Source organism: Bacillus sp. RO2 (genome assembly GCF_012911845.1).
Lineage (GTDB): Bacteria > Bacillota > Bacilli > Bacillales > Bacillaceae_I > Sutcliffiella_A.
Window position 1 is genome coordinate 21719 of sequence record NZ_JAAXCU010000017.1, and the last position, 19563, is coordinate 41281.

Genomic DNA, 19563 nt, shown 5'->3' on the forward strand with positions numbered 1-19563 from the left:
TCGAATAGTTAAAAGGATGCATTTTTTATTTTTAAAGGGGGTTTAATGATGGCGGAACAAACTGCTGTTAAGAAATTACAAGAACGTAAAGACATCTCTGTGGAGGATACATGGAGATTAGAGGATATTTTCCCAAGTGATGAGGCATGGGAAAAAGAGTTTCAAGAAGTAAAGGGAATGATCGGCAAAATTAAGGATTATGAGGGGAAGCTGTCCCAATCTGCTGATGCATTGTTTGAAGCATTACAGTACCAAGATTCTATCTCCAGTCGTTTAGGCAAGCTTTATACATATGCACATATGCGTTACGATCAAGATACTACCAACTCCTTCTACCAAGGGTTGAATGACCGTGCAACAAATCTTTATACACAAGTGGCGAGCGCGCTTTCCTTTGTGGTCCCAGAAATCTTGACCATGAAAGAAGAAGACATCGCCAAGTTCCTTCAAGAGAATAAAGAACTTGCATTATATGAACACTCTTTAGACGAAATCAATCGCCAACGTCCGCATGTGTTGTCCGCAAAAGAGGAAGCGTTGTTGGCAGAAGCTTCTGAAGTGTTATCCGCATCCTCGAACACATTCGGAATGTTGAACAATGCTGACATTACTTTCCCATCTGTAAAAGATGAAAACGGCGAAGAAATAGAAATCACGCACGGCCGTTACATTCGCTTCCTAGAAAGCGAAGATCAAGAAGTGAGAAAAAATGCATTTAAAGCAGTATATGAAACATACGGTAAATATCGCAACACATTTTCCAGTACATTAGGTGGAGCGGTGAAAAAGGACAACTTCCAAGCGAAGGTCCGCAACTATGATTCTGCCCGTCAATCTGCTTTAAGCAATAACAATATCCCAGAGACAGTGTATGATAATCTGGTCAACACAATCAATAAGAACTTGCACCTATTGCACCGTTATGTAGATCTTCGTAAAAAAGTTCTTGGTGTCGAAGAGTTGCATATGTATGATCTTTATACTCCTCTAATCAAAGAGGCTAACATGGAGGTTTCATACGAGGAAGCGAAGGACTATTTACTTAAAGGGCTTGCACCGTTAGGTCAGGAGTATCTGGATATTGTAAAAGAAGGATTCGACAACAGATGGGTAGATGTTCAAGAGAACAAAGGCAAGCGTTCTGGTGCCTATTCTTCCGGGACATATGGCACTAACCCTTACATCTTAATGAACTGGCAGGACAATGTGAATAACCTGTTCACGCTTGCACATGAGTTCGGTCATTCCGTACACAGTTACTATACGAGAAAAACTCAGCCATATCCGTACGGTAATTACTCCATTTTCGTGGCAGAAGTAGCATCTACATGCAACGAAGCACTTTTAAATGACTATCTCTTAAAAACAGTGGATGATGACAAAAAACGTCTATACTTGTTGAACCACTATTTAGAAGGTTTCCGTGGTACAGTGTTCCGTCAAACAATGTTTGCTGAATTTGAGCACAAGATTCATGAACTTGCACAAAATGGGGAAGCATTGACAGCAGACCTGTTAACAGAAACTTACTATGAATTAAACAAGAAATACTTTGGCGAGAACATCACGATTGATGAAGAAATCGGCTTAGAGTGGGCGAGAATCCCTCACTTCTATTACAACTACTATGTATACCAATATGCAACAGGTTATAGTGCAGCAACAGCACTAAGCAAGCAGATCCTAGAAGAAGGACAGCCTGCTGTGGACCGTTACCTTGAATTTTTGAAAGCTGGAAGCTCGGATTATCCAATCGAAGTGTTGAAAAAGGCTGGGGTGGATATGACTCAATCCAATCCAATTGAAGAAGCTTGCAAGGTATTTGAAGAGAAGTTAAAAGAGATGGAAGAATTACTTTCTTAATAATGCAAATGAGGACCACCTTGTCATGAGGTGGTTTTTCTTTGTGGGGATATGGAGTTATTTGAATCCTTTAAACCGGCGCTGATTGTTTAATAGCGCGATTAATAGGAATAAAGAAAAGAATAATAAAGGAGAGGTCAAATAGATTGGGTAAAGCTTCATAAGTCCAAGAATATTAATGAAAAGGCTAAACAGAATAAATACGATGCAGATGATAAACGGTATTTTTGACATAGATGCTGCTCCTTCCAATTATACTTGTACCTCTATTAGTTATATGTACGTAAAAGAAGGTAATTCCATTACAATAAAAATTCGATTGTGACAAAGTTGTGAAATAGAGGTCTAACCTCTTGTCAAAAGTCTGAGGCATCTGATATATTATAACTGTGAAACGATTCACAAACAAACATATACCCCTTTGTTTGACCGTGAAAAATTTCTCCCATCCCCTTTGTTGTCTTTTATGACAATAGATTAGCCCTGGTCCCGTTGACCAGGGCTTTTCCTATTTTATAAAAAAAAGAGGTGCTAAAGACATTAGAGCGCTCAGCAGTCCCCACGCAGAAGGGAATTTCAACGGCTGCGCAGCAGAAAAATGGAATCGGGCGATTTTTAGAAAATACGGGCGATTTTTTGAATTTACGGGCGAAAATGTACCGCTATCGGGCGATAATTTGAGTTTACGGGCGATTTTCAAAGGTTTACGCACTAGTCTTGCAATCAAAAGGTTAAAAATGGTAATTTGCATAAACTAGCTTTCATTAGCTTGTTTTTTTCAAAAATACAGGCATGCCAAAAAAGACATGACGGTCGCATTTTTTTAAAATTTTCCTTCTTAATTTACGTGGATAATTTGCACAGTCTTCATTTTTTTAGGATATTTCCTTGGTCTGCCTGGCTTTCCTTTTTTCCTTCTTCCTTTTGATGGTCTGGTAGGTTTTCGATTCAGAGCCTGGATAAACTGGTCCCAGCTATCATGCCAATAGAACCGAAGAAGTTTAAGCACCTGCCATGTTGACCGCTTAGTACCTGTCTCGATTTTAATCAGTTCGCTTATGCCATAAGCAATCATTGCTAGCCATAGCTGATTCCAAACAGCTGCGGGCTTATGGTTATAAAGCTTGACGAGTTTAAGATGCTGTTTCACCCACTTGAAAAAGAGCTCGATTTTCCATCGCATCCTATAAATTTCAGCCACTTGTTCAGCGGAAAGATCCCTTCGTGTGGTCAGGATTCGAAACTTATTGTCCTTTTCGTCCAGGAATTCCACCAGCCTGAGAGGAAATTTTCGGTCATTCTTGATATCGTTGATTTCAACTTCCGCATCCCGAACGATTCGGCTGTTGGAAGGAACCGAGTGCTCCGTGAGGAGTTGGGTCCGTGAATTTCCTTTAACACGAACGACAAAATTGATCTTCCTCTCAATCCAATTATGGAAATGGCTGTAGTTGATATACCCGCGATCCATTACGTAAGTGGCATGTCTATCAACTACTAAATCAATGGATACTTCCTTGTCCGCAACACCTGTTGTGGAAAGTATGGCTTCTTCCGGATAATAAGTTTTTTCATCCAGAACAGCCAATTTCAAATGGATTTTAACGCCATTTTTGGTTTTGGAGGAATACGCCCATTCGCCTGCCTTTTCCGGTAGAGAGATTTCAGTCGAGTCAATAACCGAAAGCCTCCCGGCTTCCAGGGTGCTTACCTTTTGTGTGTAATGGCAATCAATCTGGGAGAATAATTTTATGGCTGTATCCTGCAGAAGTGAGGTTGGAAGTTTTTCAAGTTTCCGGTACAGAGTGGAGGAATGGATTCCCTCAAGTTCTGTCAGTTCCTGCAGATTATCCTTAGCCTTAAGGTTTTCCTCCAAATCCCAAAGGGAACCCCTTTGGTGAAGGAAAGCTTCTACGAATAAAAGGATAGCTTTACCTGATAACAATTTCTTGGCTCCATGGTCAAGGTAAGGATCTCGAAAATTTTCAAGTTTTAAAAGGCACAAACACTTTTCAACGACGGTAGAATTGGGTAAATGATTAATGAGCATTTTACCATCTCCTAATTGTTGAAGTGTATTAAGGTGTTGCGACCGCCTTAATTGCCTTACTTCTTCAATTAGGAGATTTTTTATTATTTAAACCTTTAAAGATCAGGAAAAATATACCACACATTTGCAAGGCTAGTGAGGTTTACGGGCGAAAATAAAAAAATACGGGCGATTCTCTAAATCTAACTCATTGCATGAATCGGAACGGAAGACATGATAACTCCAGCGCGGATTCCCGTCCCCTCTTCATGCAAACTAAGATCTCTAAAATCAAAAAACAACTTCTTCGACCTTGGTAGCCAAAGAAGTTGTTCCCAACCTTTATTCTCCGGAAAACCAGAAGGCAAACATCATGATTTGCCTCTCCAGTTTACACGTTCTCGGTCTTGTACATCTAAGTCAATTCGCAATATATCTCCAAAACGTCCCATACTTCACGGGAACCTTCTCCACGCGCTGTGCCAGCTGAAGCTTCTTTAACTCATGCTCCACTTCTACGATCGGCAGGTTATAGACTACCGATATTTCCTTTGTTGCTACAAAGGAAAACTGCGATAAGAAATCCTCTAATGGTGGCAGCATCTTAGGAAAAGGCTGTTCTCCGAGCATGTCTTGCAGAATGTGCACATACACTTCATAGGAATGATAGCCTGAAACCTTAATGCCTTCCTCTTCGATATTTTCGTTAAAGAATACAAGAGTAGGGATCTCAGAAACGTCCATCTCATTGGTGATTTTGAAATCGCAATTCAAGGCCTTTGACGCACAATCCCCGTTCATATCTTTTTTGAACTCTTCCATGTCCAGTCCAACAGACTCCGCACATTCCATTAATACAGAGAGTTCAGAGATATTCTGTTTCTCTAAGAACAATACCTCTTGTAACTTACGCAAGTATTTAATGCCTGCCTTACGTCCTTGAAGCTCGGCAGCCTTAATTGCAATAGATGCAACATAGGGCGATTCAATCGGATTCTCAAGCCACAAGGACCCATCACAGGACATGCCAGAGCGGGTTGCGGTGCGTTCCCAAACTTGGGCCATGGACGCAGCATAATGCTTTTTCGCAAGATTAAGGGATGTCAATTGTCCGGTTACAATATGCTTGATCGTAAAATACTGTCCATACTGCACATATAACTTTTTTAACATAGGTTCCAATGCCCAACACTCCGGGCAGAGCGGATCGATGAAAAAGTAAATCTCTATTGGTTTATTGGTAGTATGCTGTATGTTTTGTAAATAAAATAATTTCTTATCATTACAGGTCACATGAATCTTCCTTTTCTTCAGGTTTGTCTGGGGTATTTATCATATGTTGAGCCGTTAGTACTAAACGCTGAAAAAATTCTTTTCGATATGAACCCTCAAGTTCCACTTCATCCATTGCCTCTTCCATGCATGCAAGCCATGCTTTCGCACGCTTTGGTGTAATTTCAAAAGGCATATGACGTGCACGAAGCATTGGGTGCCCATGCTCACTCGTATAAAGAGGTGGTCCTCCTAAGTACTGGGTAAGAAATTGCTTTTGCTTCCTTGCTGTTTCCGTCAAATCATTCGGGAAAATAGGAGCTAAACTGGGATGGCGACCTACACGATCGTAAAATGCGTCTACAAGTTCTTCAATAACTTGCTCACCGCCAACGGCTTCAAAAGGTGATTGTATGTTATCCATCATTTTAAACTCCTTATATCTAAAGTAACGATTGTATGTATATTTTAGCAATGTGGTTATTATATCTCAAACAATTCGATTCCACCCTTGCAAAAAATAGGGAAAAAAGGGAATGGATTGGTTAAACACCGCTGTTGATTTCCGCAAACGGCTTCGCTTTCCGCGGGACGGTGCTTGAGCCTCCTCACAACGCTTCAGGGGTCTCAATCTACCGTTACTTCCCCGCAGGAGTCTTCGCCTTTTGCTCCAATCAACAGCTATAGACTACAATTCATCTTCATAGGCAAAATAAAAAACACCGCGCATGAAATTTTCTTTTGCATGCGTGGTGTTTCTTATAAGATTTAAGCCTGATAATTCCCAGTAACCTTTCGGACGTAGTTCATGGTTTCTTTGAAAGGAGGGACCCCGTTGTATTTGTCTACGTTGCCTGGACCAGCATTGTAGGCAGCAAGTGCGAGGGTTAGGTTGCCGTCGTACTTATCGAGCATCTGACGGATGTATTTAGTGCCGCCCATTATATTTTGGCGAGGGTCAAGTGCATTAGAAACTCCCAGACCCTTTGCTGTTAAAGGCATGAGCTGCATTAAACCGGTTGCCCCTGCATGGCTTATGGCAGTTGGATTAAAATTTGATTCTTGTTGGATGATTGCTTTAATTAGTTTTGGGTCGACTCCATATTTTACAGAAGCTTCCTCAATAATTTCTTCAAAATCTGTCCGTTCTGCTACACTTTTATACTTTCCTAATGTTCCAGTAGCATGGATTGGCGCATTACTTTTACCAATCTCCGCTTCCAAAAAGCTTGCATTCATAGAAAGCAAAGCTGTATTCAATGGATGGGAAAAAGAAGAGTCCTGTCCTGGCAGTGGGGTATTCCCTGTATTAGTAGCCATCATCCCTGACAACACAGTAGAAAATGGTAGTGAGGAACCAGATCGGGTGGAATGCTTGTTATCTTGTAATCCTTGCAGACCTTGAAGTTGCATTATGGACCTGAATTGTTCTACGTTCATATTTGCTCCTCCTCTCCTGTAAGCGCACAAGCTTTAGCCTCGTAAAATCTTACAATTTTATTTTTCGTTTCCCGGAGAGGGATTCCATACGCATCAAGAAGTTCGTGGAATAATTTTTCGCCTTCTGCGTAATTTTCCACTTCATATTCTAGCTCAAAATCGCTAGTATCCAAATAAGTGCTTTCATCCAATACTAATAATCCTTCTTTGTAAGGAAGCTCGGCGCGGTTTGTTTTCAAAGAGCCAAAATAGATTACTTCAGAAGGAGAGATATTAAGATCCTCTCTTAAAATAGTGGAGATAATTCCGCTGACCAAGCCGTTTTTTTCAGTTTTCATCGTTTGAAATTCATGTTCAGACACAACCTGATGTGTTTCTAAAAGACCTTCTTTAGCGGGTTGTTTTAAGGTAAGCGTGAATGTGTCTCCTTTTTTTCGAATGCGAAGGGCACAGCCTTTTTCCTTTAGAGCAAACGCAGGCGTGTCAAAATAATGATTCTCCTGCGTGAAAAAGTCATCTGATTTCACTTTGAATGCCGAACAGAGAGATGTAAATTCATCAAAGGTCAATAAGTTTTTAAATTCAATTTCGATTTCTTGGTTAGTCATAGTTTTACCTCTCCTAATTGATATACTTCTATTATTACTTGCTTTTTGAGGGAAGGCAATGTTTAAGTGACATTCTTATAGGAATCATGAAACACAATAATTTGGTAAAAAGTTAGGTTTCCATTTCGTTGAAGGAAGGGAATTATGATAATATATGAGTAGGATTTAGGTTGGAAGGAGATTATTATGCAAAAAAGAATTGAAATTAAGAAAACATCATGGAGTGAACAACAACTTTTGCTAGAGGCGGATTCAGTATCTTTTCCGCTAGATCAAGTGTCTGCGAGCAATCAAATGCTGGTGGATTCAGACAATCTCGCATTTATTTATAAGCTGGAAACAGCGACGGAATTTATCTATGTAAGTATCAAGGATGATTTTTGGAATGATGTGAAAAAAGCATTACTAGATAAAAAGGCGATAGTCCTTGTAGTGGACAAGACGGCATTACTGCTGACAAACATAGAAGAAGAACTAGGGTACTTAATAGAAAATATAAAAGACAACGCCAATTATGGGGAAGAGATGGAGAGAAGAGTAAACGAGATTTTTTAAGGGGTTTGGCCAATTATGATACAACACTGGGATATGTTTTTAGCGCCTTATAAACAGGCAATAGATGAAATGAAAGTGAAACTAAAGGGGATGCGCGGGCAATTTAAAATGCAATCAGAGCATTCGCCAATTGAATTTGTCACAGGAAGGGTAAAGCCGATCGCAAGTATCTTGGATAAAGCTACTCGCAAGGGCATATCGCTTGAAAAGCTGGAAGATGAAATGCAAGACATTGCAGGTGTCCGCATGATGTGTCAGTTTGTCGATGATATACATAGAGTAGTGGAAATTCTCCGGATTCGCAATGATTTTGAAATTGTAGAAGAACGAGATTATATTTCCTCTCGAAAAAATAGCGGCTATCGCTCCTATCATGTAGTTGTACGTTATCCCGTACAAACGATTGAAGGGGAAAAGAAAATCCTAGTTGAGATTCAGATCAGGACACTTGCCATGAATTTCTGGGCAACCATTGAGCACTCTCTGAACTACAAATATAGCGGCCAATTTCCTCAAGATATAAAGGAAAGACTGGTACGTGCAGCGGAAGCAGCGTATTTACTTGATGCAGAAATGTCGCAGATCCGAGGAGAAATCCAAGAAGCACAAGCGATCTTTTCTCGTAAAAAAGAGCTAGATTCGAACTAATAAAAGGGGTGGGAGTATGAAATTTGCCATAACCTCCAAAGGGGACTCGGTGTCAAATACTTTGATGCACAAAATGAGGACCTACTTGCAGGATTTTGATTTGATTTACGATGAAGATCAACCTGATTTGGTTGTTTCTGTTGGTGGAGACGGGACACTTCTATACGCGTTTCATCGCTACCGCAGCCGCCTGGATAAGACTGCTTTCATCGGTGTCCATACAGGTCACCTAGGTTTTTATGCCGACTGGGTACCAGAAGAGATTGAAAAACTGGTCATTGCAATAGCCAAGACTCCTTATCAAATTGTGGAATATCCTCTATTAGAAGTGATAATCCGCTACAATGATGGGGGAAGAGAAGCACGTTACCTTGCATTAAATGAATGTACGGTTAAAAGTGTGGAAGGCACATTGGTTATGGATGTAGAGATTAAGGGACAGTTATTCGAGACCTTCCGTGGTGATGGACTGTGCATTTCTACTCCTTCCGGCAGTACCGCCTATAATAAAGCGTTAGGTGGGGCTATCTTGCATCCATCCCTACCTGCCATTCAGCTGGCAGAGATGGCTTCCATTAACAACAGGGTATTCCGTACCATCGGATCGCCACTTGTATTGCCCCAGCACCATACCTGTCTATTAAAACCGGTCAATGATGTCGACTATCAAATCACCATTGACCATTTGACGCTGCTACATAAGGATGTTAAATCTATTCAAAGCCGTGTAGCAAAAGAAAAAATTCGCTTTGCACGCTTCCGTCCTTTCCCTTTCTGGAAACGAGTTAGCGATTCATTCATTACGGATAAATAAGAGGACTGGTTTTGTATGGAACAATTTTGTCTCAGTTTTCAAGTTGGTCAGCAAGATGAAGGCAAGCTTCTAAGGGATTTTTTGAAAGATAAACAGATTTCCAAAGGAGCATTGATCGATATAAAATTCAACGGTGGGGCGCTGCATGTCAATGGCAGCGCCGTTACTGTGCGATACGTTCTGCATGTAGGCGATATGGTTGAGGTGTTTTTTCCAAAAGAAGAGCCGAGTGAAGATCTTGTGGCTGAGGACATTCCTTTGGATATCGTTTATGAGGATGAGTATGTGCTCGTTGTGAACAAGCCTGCTGGGATGGCATCCATACCGTCACGGGAGCATCGTTTTGGTACACTTGCCAATGGTGTGCTTGGTTACTATGAGTCTAAGGGAATATCCGCAACTATACATATTGTTACTAGGCTGGACCTTGATACGTCAGGGTTGATGCTCATTGCCAAGCACCGACATGCGCATCATCTATTTTCCTTGCAACAGCGGGATTTTGGCGTCAAGCGGCGGTATGAGGCATTGATTCATGGGCAGATGAATGCTGAAGAGGTTAGCTTAAGTAGGACGGTAGATGCGCCAATTGGTCGGAAGGATTCCAGCATCATTGAGCGAGAGGTCCGTGATGACGGACAGCGGGCGGTAACTCATTATGAGGTGCTTCGTATTGGAGCGGGGTGGAGTCATGTGACGTTGCGCTTGGAGACAGGGCGAACTCATCAGATCCGTGTGCATATGGCACATATAGGACATCCGTTACTTGGCGACAGTTTATACGGAGGTTCTGTGTTAGCTGGAATGTCACGCCAGGCGTTGCACAGCTGTGAGTTGAGCTTCTTTCATCCGGTGGAAGAGCGGGAAATGACGTTTCAATGCGAGTTGCCAGACGATATAAAAAGAGTGTTAGGGGAAAGCTGACGATCCGAGGAGATGTCGGCTTTCTTTTTTTATGGGACAGGCTTGCTGACTGCGATTTACTCGCTAAGAGGGAAGGGCGACTGGGCTACTGGTGGAAAATGAGAATCGCCCGTAAACGTTTAATTTTCGCCCATAAACTCGGAAAAATCGCCCGTAAATCTCAAATATCACCCGTTTTTCCAGAAAATCGCCCGTATTTTCTGATTTTCGCCAGTAAACTAACATTATCGCTCGATTGAATGAAACGCTGATTTTTGACGCGAGGCCGCCGAAGCTGACCTAGTGCCTCGCTCGCCCGTCGCCTGAGACCCGCAGCCGCTGTGGAATTTCCCGCTTCTCCCGCCACCGTAGTTTGAACCAAGTCCACACCACTCGCCCATCCACGGTCTTCTCAGTCCCACAACTCCCGGAATTTCTCCTTCACAAACGGCATCCCCGAATCCACAGAAACCGTCTCCAGCTCAGGGTAGCGCAAGGCGGAGAGCATCCCACCAAAAACCGCGCCTGTATCAATATTGGCAGTATTATTGACAATTCTCACTTCACGAACCGGCGTGTGACCGTAGACTATCCATGCATCTCCGTCATATTCTTGTGCCCAATCCCGGCGGACTGGCATGCCGTTCTCATGAAATTCGCCGGTAATATCACCGTAAAGAACAAAGGTTTTCACTTTTTTACCTTGCTTGCCTATGTAGTCCTTTTTAATGCCCGCATGAGCGACGATTAGTTTGCCATCATCCAACACCTGATAGAGAGGCGAATCCTCATAAAGTTTAATAAACATCTGTCGAAAGCGTTCCTGTTCGGCTCCAGAAAGCGCCTCAAATTCCGCCACGGTCGTTTCCAATCCATGTGTATGCTGAACTTTGTTTCCTAAAAGAAAACGGTACAGTTTATTGCAGTGATTTCCGGGAACATAATATCCAAGTCCCGCTTCGACCAAAGCATAAACGATCTTCGCCACGCCAATGGAGTCAGAACCTCGGTCTGTAAGATCCCCCACAAAGGCAAGTTTTCTTTCATCAGGATGTTTATATAAACCATCAATCTTTGCATAGCCCAATTTCTTAAGCAAGGCCTTAAATTCCTCAATACACCCATGTATATCACCGATTACATCAATTTTCATAAAGCCAGAACACTCCTTTTATGGACATATCTTTTCCTTGTTCTCCATACAAATGAGTGAGAAAAAAGGAAAAAGTTCATACTACTGTTAATATCTTCATTCTACCATTAATGTAAATTTTTCATGAAATATTTATCAGATTACTGTTTTAGCGTAATAAAAACATGATATAATTTTTGCTTATTACATATAAAATGATCGGGGAAGATAGCATGTTTGAATTACCAATAAAGGAACCGGTATTAGTTTTTACAATTGCCATGATCATCTTTTTCATTTTTCCCTATTTCATGAAATTGTTGCGGATTCCGGGGTTAATTGGACCAATTTTGGCGGGAGTCATCATTGGACCAAACGGATTGGCAGTGTTAGAGAGAAGCTCGACCATAGAGTTGCTAGGTACGGTCGGTTTGCTTTTCATCATGTTCATTGCAGGACTTGAGATGGACCTGGATGGTTTTAAAAAGTACCGAAACCGAAGCATAGTATATGGTATGCTTTCTTTTTGGATCCCATTAGCTGTTGGTACCGTGATAAGTTTGCTGCTCGGTTATAGTATGGCAGCAGCTATATTGATTGGTTCGATACTTGGTTCCCATACTCTCTTAGGATACCCGATTGCCAGCCGTCTAGGGATTGGGAAAAGTAAAGCAATAACCACAGCTGTTGGTGGAAGTATTTTGACCGATACATTTGCCCTATTGGTGCTTGCTGTCATTACAGGGGCAGCGTCGGGAGAACTTGATATTTATTTTGGTATAAAATTGACCTTCTCGTTGATCGTCTTTGTCGCGATTATCTTTTTGGGAACACCCTATCTTTCTAGGTGGTTCTTCAGAAATATTGCGACGGAAGGAACAGGAGAGTTCATCTATGTCATGGTTATGTTATTCACAGCAGGATCCCTGGCACTTATTGCAGGTCTGCAGCCGATTATCGGGGCATTTTTAGTGGGGCTTGCCCTAAACCGTTTTATTTTCGACCAAGGACCGTTGATGAACAGAATTCGTTTTACAGCCAACAGCATTTTCATTCCGTTCTTCCTGTTATCTGTCGGGATGCTGATGGATTTGAGTGTACTTGTCGGCAATGCGAAGGCATGGGTTTTAACAATTGCCATTGTGCTTGGGCTTTTGGTGAGTAAGTATATTGCCGCAGTGCTAACCAGTAAATTTTACAACTACTCCAAAGATGAAAAGATGGTGATATTCGGACTTACCACGCCACAGGCTGCCGCTACGCTTGCTGCTACTCTTGTTGGATTTAATGTCGGGTTGTTGGATCAGGCGACGGTTAACGGAGTTATCATCATGATTTTAATTACGTGTATTGTCGGACCGTATTTAGTTGAAAAATATGGCCGAAAACTAGCACTTGAAGAAGAAATGATGCCGGTTCAAAAAGGGGACGCATTAGAGCGAATCCTTATTCCAATTGCCAATCCAAATACGATGGAATCCTTGATGGACCTTGCTTTTGTCATCAGACAATCCAATTCTGTCGAGCATCCATTGTATGCACTAAGTGTGGTGCAGAGAGACATGTGGGGAGCAGATGGTGATGTGGCAAAAGCAGAGAAAATGCTTGGCCAAGCGGTTTCCTATTCCAGTGGAGCGGATGTTCCAATCCGTGTGACAACAAGGGTAGACCGTAATATCGCGATTGGTATTAACAGAGCCATCGCGGAAGAACGTATTACCACACTAGTTGCAGGCTGGAACGGAGAACGTACAGCACCTCAGAAAATTTTCGGCGGTGTCATCGATCAGGTGCTGGACCAGACAAACGTATCGGTGTTGATTTCTAAGCTAGGCCATCCACTGAATACCACTAAACGGATAGTGCTGATTCTTCCAAAAGGTATTGACCATAAACCGGGGTATTGGGATGCACTAGCCACCATAAAATTAATTGCCAGCAATCTTGGGGCAACCATTCAATGCTATGTGATTAAAGGGTTTCCAGATGTTTATAAAGCGCATATGCGTGAAATTAAACCAAATCCACCGACGATTGTCGAATGGGTGGAAGGTTGGACGGCACTCTATGATAACAAGCTGCCGACTCTGCAACCAGATGACCTGGTGGTTGTAATAAGCGCAAGAAGAGGGACGACCGGCTGGCATCCACAGCTTGAGAAGATCCCGGGAAAACTTGCAAAAATAAACCCGGAAAGCTTTATAATTTTCTATCCACGTGAGGAAAAAGAAGATCTGCGTGGAACACGCGGAACGGAAATTCCGAAAGAAGTACTGCTTGGCAGGGATTATGATTAAATTGTTTTATTTGATAGGAAGCAGTGCAGGGAGGAAGATACCTGCACTTTTTTTTTGATTGTCTTTACTCCTGAATCTCAGTTGGAATCGGTAAACGGTAAGAGAGAGGGGGTCTTTCTGTCCAAAACGCAGCTACAAAAACAAAAACGGTAAGAGAGAGCCTCTCTCTCCGCCCGAAACCCAGCTCCAAAAGCGAAAACGGTAAGAGAGAGCCTCTCTCTCCGCCCAAAACGCAGTTCCAAAAGCGAAAACGGTAAGAGAGAGCCTGTCTCTCCGCCCGAAACCCAGCTCCAAAAGCGAAAATGGTAAGAGAGAGCCTGTCTCTCCGCCCGAAACCCAGCTCCAAAAACAAAAGCGGTAAGAGAGAGCCTCTCTCTCCGCCCAAAACGCAGTTCCAAAAGCGAAAACGGTAAGAGAGAGCCTCTCTCTCCGCCCGAAACGCAGCTCCAAAAGCGAAAACGGTAAGAGAGATCACCTCTCTCTACCCCAAACGCAGCTCCAAAAACAAAAACGGTAATAAAACCCCCATATTTCCCCAGTTACTACCAGCTACTCCAACTTCCCAAAAGAATAAGTTCGCATTTACACAACTATATGCTATAATTGTGACTAGGTACTAATAACTTATATAAATAGGAGGATATATATCCAATGAACTTATCCTTAGATGGTCGTACATATGTAGTAATGGGAGTAGCTAATAAAAGAAGTATCGCATGGGGTATTGCACGTTCCTTGCATGACGCTGGTGCACGCCTTGTATTTACTTATGCTGGTGAGCGTTTAGAAAAGAGCGTAAGAGAGCTTGCGGATTCCCTAGAGAGAAATGACTCCATCATTCTTCCGTGCGATGTAACAAAAGACGAAGAAGTGCACACTTGCTTCCAGCAGATTAAAGAAGAAGTTGGCACGATACACGGTGTAGCTCATTGTATCGCATTTGCCAACAAAGAAGAGCTGCAAGGTGATTACATGAACACAACAAGAGACGGATTCTTGCTTGCACACAATATCAGTTCATACTCTTTAACGGCGGTTGCCAAAGAAGCAAAAGAAATCATGACGGAAGGCGGTAGCATCGTAACACTAACGTACCTTGGCGGTGAAAAAGTAGTTCCAAACTATAACGTTATGGGTGTCGCAAAAGCTAGTCTAGATGCAAGTGTAAAATACTTAGCTAACGACCTTGGTAAAGTCGGTATCCGCGTGAACTCTATTTCTGCAGGTCCGATCCGTACGCTTTCAGCTAAAGGTGTAAGTGACTTTAACTCTATTTTAAAAGAAATTGAAGAAACTGCTCCACTGCGCAGAGTGACAACTCAAGAAGAAGTTGGGGACACGGCATTGTTCTTGTTCAGTAACCTATCCCGCGGTATCACTGGGGAAAATATCCACGTGGATTCCGGGTATCACATTTTATAATAAAAACTATCAAAAACCACTCTGGACTATTAAAAGTCCGGAGTGGTTTTTTCTATTTTTTCTATTAAAATTGGCTCTCGCCCCCCCTCATTCACCCATACCACCCTCACAAATCTAGCATATTCTATAGCAAAAGGAGGGAATCACCAGATGAAATTGATAGTATTAGACCCTGGTCATGGTGGACAGGACCCTGGGGCCGTGTATCAGAAGCTCCAAGAAAAAGTAGTGAATTTAGATATTGCCAAGCGTGTTAGAGCTTATTTGGAAAATGAATATGAAGTGAAGGTGATGATGACAAGAGAGGGGGACACTACGGTCAGTCTTGAGGCTAGATCTAATCTTGCCAACTCTGTTAAAGCGGATTATTTCTGTTCTATTCACCATAATGCAGGTGGGGGGACAGGCTTTGAAAGCTATCGATTTAATGGTAGTAACTCTTTAGCTAGTAGAGCAAAGACTTTTCAGGAAATTGTTCATAGAGAAGTCATTAATGTGGTCACAGGTAAATACAATAGGAGAGATAGAGGAATCAAAGCGGCGAACTTTCATGTGTTAAAAGAATCGGCGATGCCATCTGTTCTGTTGGAAATCCTGTTTCTTGATAGCACCGAAGACAGGGCGCTCATCCAGCATGAAACCTTTAAAGAGGATGTGTCGGCTGCAATCGGGGAAGGTCTTGCCAAAGCTTTGGCCCTGCCAAGGAAGGTGACTACGAATTTGTATAAAGTATTTGCCGGTTCATTTAAGGATAAAAAAAATGCAGAAGCCAGACTAAAATTTCTTCAGGAAAAGGGCATTACCGCATTCATTGCAACTACGACATTAAACGGTGCACCGTATTTCCGTGTGCAAGCGGGTGCATTTAAAGATAGGGAGAATGCCGAAAAACTGGTGGACCAAATTAAGAAGTTAGGAGTCGAAGCATTTATCTTAGTTGAAAGGACTATGCCGCCAGCACCTACACCGACACCTCCAACGGACCCAACACCACCAACTCCTCCAGCTCCACCAAACATTCCTATGCCGAAGGGACTATCAATTGAAGGCACATCCGTTTTAAAAGCTGAAGAGCTGGATACCTTCGTCAAAGCAATTAATCCGAAAGCACCTTTGCTTGGTGAATATTATATAGAGCTTGGTGAAGCTTATAACATCAGGGGTGATGTCGCCTTTGCACAGGCCATCCACGAAACAAACTATTTCCGTTTTACTGGAGGGGTCAAGCCAAGCCAAAATAACTATGCAGGCATCGGTGCGACAGGTGGAGAGGTGAGAGGCGCCACTTTTGCTACACCAGAAGAAGGGGTTCTTGCTCATATTCAGCACCTTTACGCGTATGCAAATCGTAAGCCGCTGCCAACAACCTACCCAAAAGTAGATCCCCGATTTGACTTTGTTATAAGAGGGATTGCACCTGGATGGATCGATTTAAATGGTCGCTGGGCGGTACCGGGAACACAGTATGGACAGCTAATTTTGAAAATATATGAAAAAATGCTGGAAGAAACGATTACGGTAAAACAGGTAGAGTTAGAGAAGATGAGGGATGTTTTGGTGGAAGTAAGGAAAGAAAGGTAAAAGTAATATTTGGGATATAAGTTAATTCGAAACAAAAACTTAGGGAATATTTTCCATAATGTCATCAAACAACCTATAAGCAGCATAATATAGTGAAAATCCTAATCTGTTAGGGAGGGGTTTAGATGACATTAGAGGTTTGTAAAGCAGAATTGAATGTGAATTTCAAACAAGGATTTACCATTTCGCCTGAATTAAGTATTGAGGAAGCATTAAAGGCAGTTTTGCAAGGTTTGAAAAATGGAGACGCACAAGAGGTAAATATAGCTGTTGAATACAGGCAGAAAGAGACAATTGAATAAATGTTTATGGATATCTCGTTAGCAGTTCAATTAGGTTAGCTTAACCACTGGACTGCTTTTTATATGGCGAACAACAAAAAAAGTCTGTTGTCCTCAAAAGACAACAGACTATTTAATTTTACATAACTACTCTTAGGAATGATGAAGATTTTCTATTTCTTTTTTCAAAGAAGTAAGCGATATATCACTTAATTGTTCCATTTCTTTTATTTTGTGAGCAATTTGTAGCATTCTCTTATCACCATTTTTTAGTACATATTCAAGTTTGGTTTGTAAAACGGCTTCTTCCTCTAGGTAATCACAAAAGAAATCCTCTAAATCAAAGGCCTGGAGGAGGCTTTTTACTTTGCTTAATCTACTTAGACAAAATGTAGGGACATTATTTCTAATACCTACTAAAGAAGGATGAAGTTTAAAGGAAACTAAATAATCCAAGTTCTGTATATGACTATATGTTACGTCCAAGTATTGATAATTCTTGATGACAATATCAGCGTTAGGATTAAGTTGTAAAATTGCTTCCTTTAACTTTAAACAAGTATTGAGATCGGAGAATCTGTTTCGAACGTCCACTACAGCTATTAGAGAAAGGGTATATTCGTTAGGGGATAATGTAGAAAGAATTTTAGCTATTTTTTCTAAAGGGAATTCATCATAGGAGAAGCTGCAGACACCGATAGTTTTTTTATTTGGATTTTTAATAATCGGATAATTTGGTTGCTTATAACTAAAAGCAATATCTGGAACTTTTTTGATATTGGCATTCAGTTTTATATGTTCAGCAAGCCTTACAGAGTTTGAATCTCTTACATATAATCCTTTTGCATGTGTAATAACTTCACGATACTTTTCAACTTCCTCTTTTGGCCATGTTTCAGGAGGATAGAAGTCAACAATTCCAACGCCGTAAACCCAGGTTGGAAGTTTTATTAAACCTTTTGGAAAGTAACTGTCGTTATAAGAGTAAGGAATGATTAGGTCTCCTCCTCCTACGATGACAGAGTCAGAAGAGAAATAATCTATATGCTTAACAATTGGATATACAGTATGTTCATGAAAGACTTGTTTGAATGTTTCAAGAAATAGTTCATCCCCAAAATTTCCTTGACCATAATAACCAGCAATACCTATTTTCATTTCCTCACCTCATCTGTTCTATTAAATATGGAAAGCCGAGGGTTATTTAGTCTTATATGAGCATTATTTTTACTTTTTAATTGAAAGCTAGGAATAGCTCCTAATTTCTTAACTAACTCCGTAATGTCTACCGAGTATGTGTAGTTAATGGATTCTTGAAAGTCGTAGTTTTTAAAGGAATGAAGGTCAAGTTTAGTGGAATATGTTAGCTTGTCGATATTTATATCATTAAGGGTATAATTAATTTCTACATGTATGGTGGTAAAAGATTGAGTTGATTCGATATCAAAGTCCAAATAAATATGGTCACTTCTTAAATCTATATTTTCTTTTGGAGATTTCAAGAAACATTGGTACTCACCCTGTGGTTTTTTCCCGATGAATGGAGGGTCGTGTTTAAGATTAGTGTTGGGGTAATAGGAATTGGTAGTGCAGTGTGCTAATGTAAACGTATCATGATGATAGGAAATAGAAGTTAATAGTTGATGGGTTTCACCGCGCTTTCTAATGGCTGGAAAATAATTTACCAATGATTGTTGAATGGTTTTATACCGTTCTTCCCAACTAAATTGTTTAGCATATTGTGATAAGTAAGAGGGGTTTCTCTTATACACAAGTGCTTTGGCAATATCCGAAAGAAATTGATGATGTGTATCTGCAACATCTACAAAAGGTACCATTTTCTTCACTTCTGGGAGATTAGTAGATACAACAGGTTTTCCTGCAGCTAAATATTCATAAACCTTAATGGGGTTTGTACTTTCCGTAATTCTATTTAGTTTAAATGGGATAATACAAATATCAAAGTAAGCAAGTATAGCTGGAAGATTACTATAATCTCTATATCCAAGATAATAAACATTAGTTTTATTTACTATGTCAGAAGTTAACATAGGACCTATGATAATAATTTGACCATTTGAATAGGTGTCGGCTAATTTAGAAATGATTTCTTTATCTACCCATTCGGCCCACGCACCGATATAGCCAATTTTCGGTCCTTTTGAAGAAGGGACACCTTCCAACATGTCGGCATGAATAGATTGAAATTTATTGAAAAATTCCCAATCACATCCATTAGGAACGAGCGTAACAGGCGTTTCTGGTGCAATCTTCTTCATTTTCTCCTTCAAGTTCATGGCGGTACAAACAATGGTATCTACTTCATGGATCCATCTTTTTTCATCATCATCCCAATCTGGGAAGTCATCTACACAATCGTAAACAAGAAAGTCTGCATGACATGCTTTAGCAAATGGTATTTTTTTGCTCCACGATGTCCAATATAGTTTCTCTTCCTCTAACTTAGGTACTATTTTATCTATAAAGAATTGGGCATGGTTAATGGTAAATAAGTTATTTTCTACTTCACTCCAAACTTTACCAGGTTGATTTTCCTTATTAAGATAAAGGACAGTGTGATGGTCTTTAGCAAACTGACTCATTATATGTTGAGGACGTTGCCTCATATAAGACCAGTCGATTGTAGGTGGATAAATAATAATAGTCATAGTTCACCTCTGATAGTTAATTTAAACAATCTCTAAAACTCTTTTACTA

Annotated in this window: 18 protein-coding genes; 9 read left to right on the forward strand and 9 right to left on the reverse strand. The window is 40.9% G+C overall.

Going from position 1 to position 19563, the window contains the following annotated elements:
* Nucleotides 1-48 precede the first annotated feature (48 nt).
* The gene (pepF, locus tag HF078_RS02195) at nt 49-1863 is read left to right on the forward strand and encodes an oligoendopeptidase F (protein ID WP_169289703.1); all 1815 of its coding nucleotides are present in this window, start codon (nt 49-51) and stop codon (nt 1861-1863) included.
* 57 nt (nt 1864-1920) lie between these two features.
* Here the strand turns inward: pepF and HF078_RS02200 are convergent, their stop codons facing one another.
* The 6 genes from HF078_RS02200 to HF078_RS02225 form a co-directional block, all read right to left on the reverse strand.
* Complete coding sequence (locus HF078_RS02200) at nt 1921-2097, reverse strand: hypothetical protein (RefSeq protein WP_169289672.1); 177 nt, start codon at nt 2095-2097, stop codon at nt 1921-1923.
* Nucleotides 2098-2701: 604 nt separating this feature from the next.
* A complete protein-coding gene (locus HF078_RS02205) occupies nt 2702-3913 on the reverse strand; it encodes an IS4 family transposase (RefSeq protein WP_169289673.1) in 1212 nt (403 codons plus the stop codon).
* 399 nt (nt 3914-4312) lie between these two features.
* Nucleotides 4313-5185: a DsbA family protein gene (locus HF078_RS02210; RefSeq protein WP_169289674.1), complete on the reverse strand. Its 873-nt coding sequence runs from the start codon at nt 5183-5185 to the stop codon at nt 4313-4315.
* Nucleotides 5175-5591, reverse strand: a complete 417-nt coding sequence (locus tag HF078_RS02215; RefSeq protein ID WP_169289675.1) for a globin domain-containing protein — start codon at nt 5589-5591, stop codon at nt 5175-5177. The genes HF078_RS02210 and HF078_RS02215 overlap by 11 nt, the downstream gene beginning before the upstream one ends.
* Before the next feature lie 341 nt (nt 5592-5932).
* Nucleotides 5933-6604 carry a lytic transglycosylase domain-containing protein gene (locus tag HF078_RS02220; protein WP_240951660.1) on the reverse strand — a complete coding sequence of 224 codons (672 nt, stop codon included), beginning with the start codon at nt 6602-6604 and terminating at the stop codon, nt 5933-5935.
* Entirely contained in the window at nt 6601-7212 is a 612-nt protein-coding gene (locus HF078_RS02225; protein WP_169289676.1) for a CYTH domain-containing protein, read from the reverse strand. The genes HF078_RS02220 and HF078_RS02225 overlap by 4 nt, the downstream gene beginning before the upstream one ends.
* Nucleotides 7213-7398: 186 nt before the next feature.
* On the opposite strand from HF078_RS02225, the gene HF078_RS02230 reads away from it, so the two are divergent.
* From HF078_RS02230 to HF078_RS02245, 4 genes are read left to right on the forward strand one after another with little or no spacing between them, the layout of a single operon-like run.
* Nucleotides 7399-7767, forward strand: coding sequence for a UPF0738 family protein (locus HF078_RS02230; protein ID WP_169289677.1), 369 nt, complete (start codon nt 7399-7401; stop codon nt 7765-7767).
* A 15-nt stretch (nt 7768-7782) separates the two neighbouring features.
* Nucleotides 7783-8415 (forward strand): GTP diphosphokinase, encoded by a 633-nt coding sequence (gene yjbM, locus HF078_RS02235; RefSeq protein ID WP_060666648.1) that lies wholly within the window; start codon nt 7783-7785, stop codon nt 8413-8415.
* Between the two features lie 16 nt (nt 8416-8431).
* A complete protein-coding gene (locus tag HF078_RS02240) occupies nt 8432-9229 on the forward strand; it encodes an NAD kinase (protein ID WP_060666649.1) in 798 nt (265 codons plus the stop codon).
* A gap of 15 nt (nt 9230-9244) precedes the next feature.
* Nucleotides 9245-10153: an RluA family pseudouridine synthase gene (locus HF078_RS02245; RefSeq protein WP_169289678.1), complete on the forward strand. Its 909-nt coding sequence runs from the start codon at nt 9245-9247 to the stop codon at nt 10151-10153.
* 391 nt (nt 10154-10544) lie between these two features.
* Here HF078_RS02245 and prpE read toward each other — a convergent pair whose 3' ends face one another.
* Nucleotides 10545-11285 (reverse strand): bis(5'-nucleosyl)-tetraphosphatase PrpE, encoded by a 741-nt coding sequence (gene prpE / locus HF078_RS02250; protein WP_169289679.1) that lies wholly within the window; start codon nt 11283-11285, stop codon nt 10545-10547.
* A 212-nt stretch (nt 11286-11497) separates the two neighbouring features.
* Here prpE and HF078_RS02255 point away from each other — a divergent pair, with 212 nt between their 5' ends.
* The 4 genes from HF078_RS02255 (at nt 11498) to HF078_RS02270 (ending at nt 16866) form a co-directional block, all read left to right on the forward strand.
* Nucleotides 11498-13561, forward strand: coding sequence for a cation:proton antiporter domain-containing protein (locus HF078_RS02255; protein WP_169289680.1), 2064 nt, complete (start codon nt 11498-11500; stop codon nt 13559-13561).
* Between the two features lie 651 nt (nt 13562-14212).
* Nucleotides 14213-14983 carry an enoyl-ACP reductase FabI gene (gene fabI, locus HF078_RS02260; protein ID WP_169289681.1) on the forward strand — a complete coding sequence of 257 codons (771 nt, stop codon included), beginning with the start codon at nt 14213-14215 and terminating at the stop codon, nt 14981-14983.
* Between the two features lie 150 nt (nt 14984-15133).
* Nucleotides 15134-16564: an N-acetylmuramoyl-L-alanine amidase gene (locus tag HF078_RS02265; RefSeq protein ID WP_169289682.1), complete on the forward strand. Its 1431-nt coding sequence runs from the start codon at nt 15134-15136 to the stop codon at nt 16562-16564.
* 125 nt (nt 16565-16689) lie between these two features.
* Nucleotides 16690-16866 (forward strand): hypothetical protein, encoded by a 177-nt coding sequence (locus HF078_RS02270; RefSeq protein WP_156317832.1) that lies wholly within the window; start codon nt 16690-16692, stop codon nt 16864-16866.
* 132 nt (nt 16867-16998) lie between these two features.
* Here the strand turns inward: HF078_RS02270 and HF078_RS02275 are convergent, their stop codons facing one another.
* Both HF078_RS02275 and HF078_RS02280 read right to left on the reverse strand, forming a co-directional pair.
* Nucleotides 16999-18003, reverse strand: a complete 1005-nt coding sequence (locus HF078_RS02275) for a polysaccharide pyruvyl transferase family protein (RefSeq protein ID WP_169289683.1) — start codon at nt 18001-18003, stop codon at nt 16999-17001.
* Nucleotides 18000-19514: a glycosyltransferase gene (locus HF078_RS02280; RefSeq protein ID WP_169289684.1), complete on the reverse strand. Its 1515-nt coding sequence runs from the start codon at nt 19512-19514 to the stop codon at nt 18000-18002. Before HF078_RS02280 ends, HF078_RS02275 begins: the two co-directional genes overlap by 4 nt.
* Between the last annotated feature and the right edge of the window lie 49 nt (nt 19515-19563).